This window comes from uncultured Cardiobacterium sp. (assembly GCF_938028825.1).
Taxonomy (GTDB): domain Bacteria; phylum Pseudomonadota; class Gammaproteobacteria; order Cardiobacteriales; family Cardiobacteriaceae; genus Cardiobacterium.
This window is the reverse complement of record NZ_CALIZP010000020.1, coordinates 1-9527: the sequence shown is the minus strand read 5'-3', so window position 1 is coordinate 9527 and position 9527 is coordinate 1. Positions and strand designations below refer to the sequence as shown.

Sequence of the window (9527 nt, the reverse complement as noted above, 5' to 3'; positions counted from 1 at the left end):
ATTGAGCAATACGGCTGCTACCGCCTCGGCGCGCGCATTTACGATTTGCGCCGCGAAGGCATGGATATTTTGACAACCACCGGCGAGTGCGTGAACCGCTACGGCAAGAAAGCGCACTTTGCGGTGTACAAGCTGGGAGGTGCGCAGTGAGGTTCACCACGTTTATCAACAACAAGCGCTGCATGGATTGGGGGCTGAACGCCAACCAAGGCGCGCTATTCGATTTAATCAACCAGGCGGCTGGCTGGGCGAAGCCGGTGACGGTTGGCGGTGAAGTGTTTTATTGGATCAGCCGCCAACTGGTCATCGAACAACTGCCGCTGTATTACAGCAAGCCGGACACGGTTTATCGCGCTTTCCGCACTTTGCAGGAGAAGGGGCTTATCAATTACTGCAAGCACGGTGAATGGGAGCTTATCAACATCACCGACAAAGGCAAGCTGTGGAATGTAAGCAACAATGAAGACGCGGCGCAGGAACCGGACGAACCCCGGAAATCAATCCGAACCCCACCCTCTTCAATCCGCGAACTCGGAAATAAATCCGACTTGCTCGGAAATAAATCCGAATCACCTCGGATTGAAATCCGAAACAGCTCGGAAATAAATCCGACAAATAAGGATATAAGCAATAAGCTCAAAAATGATAAGCGGATAAATAAGCGGGAATGCGCGCGCGAGCCATCCGCCGATGCATTCCCCGCCAGGCCGGAGAGGTTCGACGCTTGGGCGGTGTTGTCCGACATGGGCGTTGAGCGCAAACACTTCGACGCATGGATGCAGGCACGGAAGCGCAAGCGACTTTCGTCGCCGATTGACGAGGTGGCATTGGCTGCCTTCTTCCGCGAAATCGGCAAGGTCGGCCTGACTGCACACGACGCGGCACGGATGTGCGCGGAGAAGGGCTGGGGCAGCATCGAATCCAATTGGGATTGCTTCAGGCAACGCACCCCGCAACGTGGCAACACCTACGAGCATCAAGGCAGCGCAGAGCAGTACGCGCAGGAACAGGCCGAGCGGATGCGCCCGCAGATTGCGGCGATGTTTGCCGCCAAACAGGAGAAGCGTGATGACTGAGCAGGACTTTGGCCAATTCTCGGCGGTGATGGCTGCGCTATGCGAGTACTACGGCAGGCCGAAATTGAGCGATATGGCGGTAGGTTTGTACTTCGCCGCGCTGTTGGAATACCCGCTGGCCGATGTGCAGCAGGGCCTGACGGCGCATATCAACAACCCCGACAGCGGGCAGTTTTTTCCGAAAGCGGCGGACGTCATCCGCGCGCTGGCGGGCAGTAGCGAAACCCGCGCTTCCGCCGCTTGGGCGAAGGTACGCCACGCCATCGAACGCGTCGGTCACATGCCAAGCGTAGTGTTCGACGACGCCATCATCCACGCGGTGATTGCCGACATGGGCGGCTGGGTGCAACTCAGTCTGGTTACCTACGACGAGCTGCCCTTCCGCGAGCGCGATTTTCTGCGCTTCTACCGCAGCTACATGGGGCGAGATTTGGGGGATTACCCACGCAAGCTGGTCGGTATGGCGGAAACCGAAAACACCGCTGCCGGTCATGCCGTCGCCGAGCCACAGCTCTTGGGGGATGCGCAGAAGTGCCTTGCAGTGATGCGGGGTGGCAGCGACAAACCGCGTCTCACAGTGCAGCCGTTATCGGCCCTGCCGCAGGAATTGCGCGGTGTGCTGAACGACCTGCGCGGAAGCAACGATGATTTTGGAGGTGCAGCATGATGTGCGGGATAGTCAGGGAAATGGTTAAGAAGCAGGCGCTTGCCTGCGGTTTCGAAACCCGACTACAGGCGGACGGCAGCGAAGACTTCGATGCCAATACGTACGCGTTTGCGCAGGGGGTGCTGTTCGATGTGGGGCGCCAGTTATGCAATGCGTTTGCCCAGACGGGGCTAGGTGGGGATAGCGCCTGCTCCCATGAGCTTATGGAAACCAAGGGGCATTTCACGGTGCTTGCCTTGCTTTGTCATGTGATCGGAGACATGGAGACACACCATGAAGTGAAGGATATTGCCGATTTGATGGCATTTAGGGCAATCCAAAAGCGCCAGATTGAGGAAGCAAGGCGGGAAGGAGGTGCCGCATGATGCAGGACTACCGCAATTTCCCTGGGCGCTATGACGTGTTGCCGAAGGGAGAGCGTAAAAAGCTGTGGGGTTTCCTCTTCCACGGCCAGACAGCGATTTTGCAGCTGCAACACTACCGGCAAATCCTGGTGTGGTTCCAGCTGTGGCGACGCGGCCAGGCGCTTATCCCGATGTTGGAGCCGAGGATTATCAGCTTGGCGATGGAAAGAGTACTGGCCGCGTTGGACGAAGGGGACGGGCCATGACCGGCGCCATTCTGCGCAGGCTGCGCGAGCACTACGGCTTTACCCGCGAAGCGGTGGCAAGGGCTGCCGGGCAACATCCTTGCTGGGTGGTGGCGGTGGATAACGGCGGCAAATCGCATTCCGCTGATGCTTGGCATAGTCGGCGGCAACGCCGGAATTTTGCCACCTATATCGGTGCGCTTAGGGCGTTGAAAGCACGGAGGGCAAAACGATGACTGGCGAGATATTGCAGCGCCTGCGCGAGGCTTACGGCTTGGAACGCAAGGACGTGGCAGAGGCTCTGGGCAAATCATGCTACGCCGTGACGATGTGGGAGCGGCGTGGCCGGTCATGGTCGCGCGAAAGATGCCGGGAGACGCGGCGCAGGGAAGGAGCAGACCGGCAAACGCGCTTTGGCCTGTACCTTGATGCTTTGCGGGCGTTGCGTGGCAAGCGCACACGCAAGTTGCAGTTTGTGTTTTGCCCGCCGCCCGGTGCGACGCATCAGGTTGAGCGGCAGGGCATCAAGGAGTGGGCGCGCATTGTCCCGATGCACGGCACCCTGCGTGGCTTTGCGTGGCAGGGCGAATGGGTGCGCGCGGCATGGGTGGAGGCCAGCAACGAGTTTCAGGCGGAGGTGTTGGCTGCGAAGTTGCCGCTGAAAAAGCGCAAGACGGTGCCAGTGCAGGATGCCACAAACACCTACCACGACACGCTGCGAGAGCGGGGGTGGTGATGACTTGGAAAAAATGGGCGACCTACGCGCAGACGCAAATCAGCGTCGCTCTGGATTGCGCGGATGACAAAGACGAGGCGGACGGGCTGTTGGCCTATGCCGCTGAGAGTATCAAGAGAGCAAGAACAGAATTGAGAGGCGGGGAATGACGACAAAAGAGAGACAGCGTTTTATCGAAACACTCGATGCGGCGCAGATGCAATTAGAGGCGGCTATGCGCGGTGTGGATGACACGCCGCTGCCGGAATTGCTGACGATGCTGCGCGACGCGGAAAGCAAGATACAGCGCGCGCGGAAGGTTATTGATAGGAGGTGAGGGATGGTTGATTTTTACATCCGCGATAACCGCATCCTGCAAAACGCCCTCGGCGCTATCCGTACCATTATGGACAAAGGCGGCACAGCACGGGTCAAGGTCACGGACGAGGCAGAAACGCGCCGCGACCGGCAAAACCGCGTGATGCAGATGTGGTTTGCCGACATCGCCAATGTGAGCGGTAACGGCGTCGTGTACGAGGCGGGACGCTGCAAGCTGCAATACTTTTTACCGGTGATGCGGGCGTCGGATAAGGCGCGGGAAACGGCCTCGCTGATTGATGCCCTGTTGCAGGTGCGCGGCTACGAGGTGGTATCACGCGCGCTGGGGACAAGTGCCATTGCGAGTACGCGGGAGCTGACGGTGCGTCAGTTTGCCGAGGCGCTAGAGATGATGCGTGAGGGTGAGCGGCAGTATCCGCTGCGTGACCCGGCAACATACGGCATCGACGACTGGGGGCGGCGATGAGCATCCGCAAGCACCGGCAGCAATGGCTGCTCAACAAGGCGCGCGGGCAGCAATGCACCGCGCAGATTGAGGGGGTGTGCAATCACGATCCGGCAACGACCGTCGCCGCCCACATCAGCCTGCCGGGATTGGGCGCGATGGGCAGCAAGTGCCATGACCTGCACGTTGCCTGGGTTTGTTCGGCCTGCCATGACGCCATCGACCGGCGCACGTACACTGAGCTAGACAGAGAGTTTATCCGCCTGCAAGCATACGAAGCGGTGTTGCGCACACAAGCGCGGCTGTTTGCAACGCTGACGCCCGCCGAACGTACGCAGTTAGCGAGGGGGTTGTGATGGACTTCACCGCCCGCCTGCCTTTTCCCCCGTCACTCAACCACTATTGGCGGCACGGCAGCAAGGGGACGTATATCAGCGCCGAGGGCAAAGCCTACCGCGCCGCCGTGCTGCGTATCTTGCGCTCGCCGGTGGTGCTATTCCCTCGTGAGCGTCTGTTTGTGCGCATCACGCTGTATCCCAAAACAAGGGCGCGCTTTGACCTCGATAACCGCCCGAAGGGATTACTGGACGCACTCGCCAAGGCGGGTGTGTTTGCCGATGACAGCCAAATCGACCGGCTGGAGGTCGTGCGCGGCGAGATAGCCGCCGAGGCGCATTGCGTGGTGGAGGTGGCGCGGTTATGAGTGATTACTTGGATATCGAGAACCTGCTGCTGCGCTATGGCCGCTGGGTGCGCTCAGGCGATGGGCGTGTGGGGTACCCGCGCTGCGCTGCATTTGCCGCTGCCATCCCTGCCGTCATCCCGGACGATGCTGTGGCCGACATGCCCGACAGCGAGGGCGAGCGTGTCGGGCGAGCGATGCAGGCGCTCAAGAGCGTCAATGGTGAGGCACACGATGCGTTAGTAGTGCGCTTTGTGTACGGGGTAACAGACGACACCACGGTAGGCAAGCGGTTTGGGTTGGGGAGTAGAGCGCGGGTGCATCAGCTGCGGTTGCGCGGTTATTCTTTCTTGCAAGGTTATTTCATAATAGCATGAAATAAAAAGAGTTTAATTTGTTACGTCGTTCCTCAATTAAGGTACAATGCGCACTCAAGGGAAGGCAATCGTGCCGCCCCGCAACTGCACGAGGTGTACTATGAAATATGAAGATCTAGAATTACGGTCCTTGAAAGGTCGTAAGGTCATTATCCGCTCACCGGAAGAAGGGAATACCGGCATAGGCGGTGCTTGGGTCGAGGGTGTCGGAGAGACAGATGCCGGTAGCTTTAGTATTGGCGCTGGGAAGGGGTCAGATCTAATCAAATCCGGCCGTTTTGACGGGATTGAGATAGATCCTGATTATTTTTACAAGTATTTCCACATATCTCGTCCCGTAAAAGGGACCGTGGTCCTGGATAAAGCCAGTTCGCAGGCGATCAAGGATTATTGCCAAGCAAAGTGGGAAGCGCGACTGGCTGAAGTCCGCCTTCGCTGGGAGGCGGAAGAAGCGGCGCTGGAAGCTGCTGTGCCCGGGGTTACAGAGCTCCGCGCGGCGATACATGCGATGCACTCCTACCAAGAGGACTTCGCCGCCGCCATGGAGGATGAGATGCGCGATGGCGTGAATATGCCCGTAGCGCCACGGGCGGATATTGATGCCTTGGCGGCGCAATACCCACGTGCCAACCTCTATCTTAAGGCCGAAGGGTACGCCGACGCATCCCATTACGCCAAGGCTAGCGCAGGCCGAAAGGCCATGACACTCTTGCGTGAGGGTGGCACAATTGAGGAGGCTGCTGCTATCCTTGATAGCTGGTTAAATGATGTTTATGTGGATTGAGGATGACGCAAAAGCAAACACAATTTATCTTTGACCCGGCGGACATGGAGGCCGCCGGCAAGGCGCTGTTTGGGTATGAATGGCAAAGCAAGCTCGCCCATGCCCTGCATGTTGACCCGCGCCGCGTCCGGCAGTGGATGGCCGGTGAGCGGCGTCCGCAGCCGGGCGTGATGCAGGACATCATTGCTCTGCTCGAAGAAAACAAAGCGGAAGTCAGCGCCGCTATCCGGCTGCTGAAGCGAAAGTACAAGCCGGAGGAATGACTTTTAAGGGGAAGGCAATCGTGCCGCCCCGCAACTGCACGAGGTGCATGATGGAAATGAACGCTCTGGTTGAGCAATGGCGTGTCATGCGCGCCACCCAAACAAAACCTGTCACCGACAGAAATCGGAGACAGGTGTTTGCCCGTTACCTCTATCCCAAGATAGAGGGACTGAATGCCTCCGACATCACGCCAAAGGATGCTTTGGGGCTTATTGAGAATATTATCAAGGACGGCTCAGTCCACATCGGTAAAGGTATTCTCAGTAATCTTATCGCCGCCTACGATTATGCGGCGGTATTGGGGCAGGTCGAACACAACCCCTTTGCGCGCCTGCACAAGTTTCTGCCGCGCGCAGAGACCAAGGGTCGCGCATTCCTGCCGCCGCGCGAGTTTGCCCGTTTCTTGCGCGAGGTGGACGCGCACAAGTACGGCTGCCGGACGGTGCGCAATGCGCTGTACGCGCTGGTGTACACAGCGCAGCGCCGGTGCGAGATCATGCTTGCGCAGTGGCCGGAAATTGATGCGGTCAACCGCATTTGGAGAATTCCGGCTGAGAGAATGAAAACGGGCCGCCCGCATACTATCCCGATTTCTGCGCCGCTGATAGCACTACTGGAGGAACAGCGCCGACTTGGTTCGGCGTGGGTGTTCCCTTCGCCGCGAAATAATACGCTCCCAATAAATCAACACGCGGTGTATTTCATGCTGCGCGCGCTGAAATATCAGGGGAGACAGACCGTGCATGGATTCCGCAAAGTGTTCAGCACCCGCGCTAACGAGTCAGGCCTGTGGGAAAACAAGCTGATAGAAAAGCAGCTTTCTCACGCGCCGCGCGAGGTTGAGGCGGTCTACGACCATTCCTCCATGATTGAGTCTAGGAGGCGGATGATGGAATGGTGGTGCGACCAGGTCATGCAGTGGCGCGGGCTCATCTAAAACAGTTGCATTTGTCTAGACAGAAACTATACTAAATATATCAGTATGCACCATTGCATCCAAAGAAAATGAACCCCGCCAAGTGCGGGGTTTTTTGTTATCTGAATCACCTCTGACGACGAGAGAGTTGCCGCCTTCGGGCGGCTTTTTATTGCACAAGGAGGCTGTATGGCCAAAGACAATTTTCCACAGGCGCTGCGCCTTGTCCTCGCGGACGAGGGCGGTGTCTCCAATCATCCGGCGGATCGTGGCGGCCTCACCAACAAGGGCATCACACAGGCCACCTATGACGCCTGGCGCGAGCTGCACGGCAGGCCGACACGTTCGGTGCGCGCTATTGAGCACGCTGAGGTGGACGCCATCTACCGTGAGCAGTTCGCCAACAAGATTTTGTTCGACAAGCTACCGCTGGGACTGGATTACGCCCTGTTCGATTTTGCTGTCAATTCCGGGGCATCGCGCGCGGTGCGGTTCCTGCAGCGCATTCTCAAGGTGCGCGCGGATGGCTCGCTTGCTGCGCGCACGTTGGTGACATTGACAGAGGCTGATATTGAGCAGGTCATCAAAGACCTGTGCAAAGACCGGCTGCGCTTTTTGAAGCGGCTGAAAGCGTGGAAGAGTTTCGGCAAAGGATGGAAGAAGCGTGTCGACCGCGTAGAGAAGAACGCCCTTGCCATGATTGCGGGCAGGGAGACGGTGGCCGCCACCGAACCGGACGGCGCGGCGCTTGGCCTCGGCCAGCAGAAGCTGTCGGCAACAGTAGCCGACAACAAGGCAGCAGCAGTAGGTCTTATGGGCGCGGCAGGCACCGCGCTAGAGCAGGCGGCAGATGTCAAATTCAGTCTGCTTTCCGTTTTCGACAGTATCCCGTCGTGGGTATGGCTGGCACTGGTCGCCGGTCTCTTTGCCTACATTATTTGGAGCAAGCACCGTGTGGCTATCAAGGATTAAAGCCATCATCGGCACGGCATGGCTGTATGTGGTCGCCGTGCTGGTGGTGTTGCTGGCGCTCGCTGGCAGGCGCAATGCGTCCTTGCGCGAGGAGATTGCCAAGCGTGAGGCGGCACGCCTGAAAGGGATTGCTGACCGTCTGCAACAGCAGGCAGAGCGCTCGCGGCAAGCCTCGGCAGAGGCTGCCAAGGCGCGATTGGATGTAGAGCGGAAGATACGCGAGGGGCGGAGGGACTATTTTGATAGAGATAAGTAAGGCGGCACTGGCCGCTTTTTTGTTGTCCGGTTGCGTGGCGCGTATCGATTATGTGCCATTGCCGGCACCGTGTCCGGTAATGCCACCCCTGCCGCGCGTATCAGCGCAAGAGTTGCAGCCGCTCTCGGACGATGCCTACCGCAGGTTGGTAGAGCGCGAGCTTAGGCTCAAAGAGTACATTGGACAGTTGAGGGCGCTATGCGAGGAGGCCAAATGACAAGGCCAATCTACGACGGGCGCATAAGCCTAGGCAACATTATCACCATCATCGGCATGTTGATTGCCGGTTTTTGGTGGCTGGCATCTGCAGATAAAAAGGATGCGCTACAGGATGCGCAGATCGAGGCAAATAAAACCGCGACGAAGGAGTTAATTGCCGCCGAACAGCAAGCGCGGAAAGAAGGTTTTGCTGCCGAACAACAGGCGCGCAAGGAAGCGGTGCAGGAGTTGCGTATCAGGGTGGATGCTGACCGCGCGGAGATGCGGCAGCAGTTTGACAAGCTGAATGCCAAGGTGGACGAGTTACTGAAGCAGCGGGGAGAGCGGTAATGGCACGCCTCACGGTGGAGCAATGGATGGCCGCCCGCGCTGATTTTGAGATTGCGGGTTTGTCGGTGTCGGAGATTGCCGGCAAATATCGGCTGGACAAAGCTGCAGTGTCGCGCCGTGCCAAGAAGGAAGAGTGGCAGGCAGGCAAAAGTCAACCGTTGTCAACAAGAAAAGCCAGCGCAATCATTGAGTTGGTGGAGTGTGAGGCACAAAGTCAACAGGCAAAACTCAACAGCGTAGAACGCGCGGTTTTTGACCGTGTTGTGGCTGATGATGTGGCTTTCCGGTTGCAAAACGACGCAGACATGGAGGCTGTGCGTGAACACGCCATGAGTTTGTTGCCGCTGATTGAAAAGCCGCTGGATGCCAAGTTGTTGATGGAAACCTTGCGCATCCAGCGCGAGGCGCGGCTGGGCAAGGTACCGGATACGATGGTGCAGGTAAACAACAACAACGCGCCGGTGGAATTGGAACCGCGTACAGCGTCGCAAAAGATATCCGGTATTTTGGCGGTCGCGCAAGCGAGGAAGGATGCTGCCAAGTGAGATTGAGGCGTTACTGCCGTATTTGACAGAAGCAGAGCGGAGCGAATTGGCGATGTTGCTACGAGGTGCGCCGTCGTGGTTGCCGCTGCCGGGGCCACAGGCGATGGCCTACGCCTCGGAGGCCGATGTCATCGGATACGGCGGCGCAGCGGGAGGAGGCAAGACGGACCTTGCTTGCGGCAAGGCGCTGACGCAGCACAAGCGCATCATGATTTTACGCCGGGAGGCTACACAGCTCACCGGCATTATCGACCGGCTCAAGGAGATTGTCGGCAACAGCGAAGGCTACAACGGCGCGGAGAAGATTTGGCGCATGCCCGATGGGCGGCAGATTGAGTTTGGCTCAACGCC

At 58.3% G+C, this 9527-nt stretch carries 20 protein-coding genes and 1 pseudogene; all 21 read left to right on the top strand.

Features of this window, described 5'->3' with window-relative positions:
* Complete coding sequence (locus Q0562_RS13710; protein WP_366144681.1) at positions 1-150, top strand: helix-turn-helix domain-containing protein; 150 nt, start codon at positions 1-3, stop codon at positions 148-150.
* On the top strand, positions 147-1076 hold the full coding sequence (locus tag Q0562_RS02785; RefSeq protein WP_298640848.1) for a hypothetical protein: 930 nt from the start codon (positions 147-149) through the stop codon (positions 1074-1076). Before Q0562_RS13710 ends, Q0562_RS02785 begins: the two co-directional genes overlap by 4 nt.
* Positions 1069-1743, top strand: coding sequence for a DUF6475 domain-containing protein (locus Q0562_RS02780; protein ID WP_298640846.1), 675 nt, complete (start codon positions 1069-1071; stop codon positions 1741-1743). The genes Q0562_RS02785 and Q0562_RS02780 overlap by 8 nt, the downstream gene beginning before the upstream one ends.
* Before the next feature lie 20 nt (positions 1744-1763).
* Positions 1764-2108, top strand: a complete 345-nt coding sequence (locus tag Q0562_RS02775; protein ID WP_298640844.1) for a hypothetical protein — start codon at positions 1764-1766, stop codon at positions 2106-2108.
* Positions 2105-2353 carry a hypothetical protein gene (locus Q0562_RS02770; protein WP_298640841.1) on the top strand — a complete coding sequence of 83 codons (249 nt, stop codon included), beginning with the start codon at positions 2105-2107 and terminating at the stop codon, positions 2351-2353. Before Q0562_RS02775 ends, Q0562_RS02770 begins: the two co-directional genes overlap by 4 nt.
* A complete protein-coding gene (locus tag Q0562_RS02765) occupies positions 2350-2568 on the top strand; it encodes a hypothetical protein (RefSeq protein WP_298640839.1) in 219 nt (72 codons plus the stop codon). Before Q0562_RS02770 ends, Q0562_RS02765 begins: the two co-directional genes overlap by 4 nt.
* Positions 2565-3068: a helix-turn-helix domain-containing protein gene (locus tag Q0562_RS02760; RefSeq protein WP_298640836.1), complete on the top strand. Its 504-nt coding sequence runs from the start codon at positions 2565-2567 to the stop codon at positions 3066-3068. The genes Q0562_RS02765 and Q0562_RS02760 overlap by 4 nt, the downstream gene beginning before the upstream one ends.
* On the top strand, positions 3068-3217 hold the full coding sequence (locus Q0562_RS02755) for a hypothetical protein (RefSeq protein WP_298640833.1): 150 nt from the start codon (positions 3068-3070) through the stop codon (positions 3215-3217). Before Q0562_RS02760 ends, Q0562_RS02755 begins: the two co-directional genes overlap by 1 nt.
* A complete protein-coding gene (locus Q0562_RS02750) occupies positions 3214-3384 on the top strand; it encodes a hypothetical protein (protein ID WP_298640831.1) in 171 nt (56 codons plus the stop codon). Before Q0562_RS02755 ends, Q0562_RS02750 begins: the two co-directional genes overlap by 4 nt.
* A 3-nt stretch (positions 3385-3387) precedes the next feature.
* Positions 3388-3852, top strand: a complete 465-nt coding sequence (locus Q0562_RS02745; protein WP_298640829.1) for a hypothetical protein — start codon at positions 3388-3390, stop codon at positions 3850-3852.
* Entirely contained in the window at positions 3849-4187 is a 339-nt protein-coding gene (locus Q0562_RS02740; RefSeq protein WP_298640826.1) for a nuclease domain-containing protein, read from the top strand. Before Q0562_RS02745 ends, Q0562_RS02740 begins: the two co-directional genes overlap by 4 nt.
* Complete coding sequence (locus tag Q0562_RS02735; protein WP_298640823.1) at positions 4187-4534, top strand: RusA family crossover junction endodeoxyribonuclease; 348 nt, start codon at positions 4187-4189, stop codon at positions 4532-4534. Before Q0562_RS02740 ends, Q0562_RS02735 begins: the two co-directional genes overlap by 1 nt.
* Positions 4531-4890, top strand: coding sequence for an antiterminator Q family protein (locus Q0562_RS02730; protein ID WP_298640820.1), 360 nt, complete (start codon positions 4531-4533; stop codon positions 4888-4890). The genes Q0562_RS02735 and Q0562_RS02730 overlap by 4 nt, the downstream gene beginning before the upstream one ends.
* Before the next feature lie 100 nt (positions 4891-4990).
* Positions 4991-5674, top strand: a complete 684-nt coding sequence (locus tag Q0562_RS02725) for a hypothetical protein (protein ID WP_298640818.1) — start codon at positions 4991-4993, stop codon at positions 5672-5674.
* 2 nt (positions 5675-5676) lie between these two features.
* Complete coding sequence (locus Q0562_RS02720; protein WP_298640815.1) at positions 5677-5937, top strand: hypothetical protein; 261 nt, start codon at positions 5677-5679, stop codon at positions 5935-5937.
* A gap of 47 nt (positions 5938-5984) precedes the next feature.
* On the top strand, positions 5985-6875 hold the full coding sequence (locus tag Q0562_RS02715) for a site-specific integrase (protein WP_298640813.1): 891 nt from the start codon (positions 5985-5987) through the stop codon (positions 6873-6875).
* Between the two features lie 168 nt (positions 6876-7043).
* Positions 7044-7826, top strand: coding sequence for a glycosyl hydrolase 108 family protein (locus Q0562_RS02710; protein ID WP_298640810.1), 783 nt, complete (start codon positions 7044-7046; stop codon positions 7824-7826).
* Entirely contained in the window at positions 7807-8082 is a 276-nt protein-coding gene (locus Q0562_RS02705) for a hypothetical protein (protein WP_298640806.1), read from the top strand. Before Q0562_RS02710 ends, Q0562_RS02705 begins: the two co-directional genes overlap by 20 nt.
* Positions 8083-8295: 213 nt before the next feature.
* A complete protein-coding gene (locus Q0562_RS02700; protein ID WP_298640803.1) occupies positions 8296-8631 on the top strand; it encodes a hypothetical protein in 336 nt (111 codons plus the stop codon).
* Positions 8631-9176 (top strand): hypothetical protein, encoded by a 546-nt coding sequence (locus tag Q0562_RS02695; RefSeq protein ID WP_298640800.1) that lies wholly within the window; start codon positions 8631-8633, stop codon positions 9174-9176. The genes Q0562_RS02700 and Q0562_RS02695 overlap by 1 nt, the downstream gene beginning before the upstream one ends.
* A pseudogene (locus Q0562_RS02690) lies at positions 9163-9527 on the top strand (terminase); the annotation flags it as partial. The gene Q0562_RS02695 and the pseudogene Q0562_RS02690, both read left to right, overlap by 14 nt.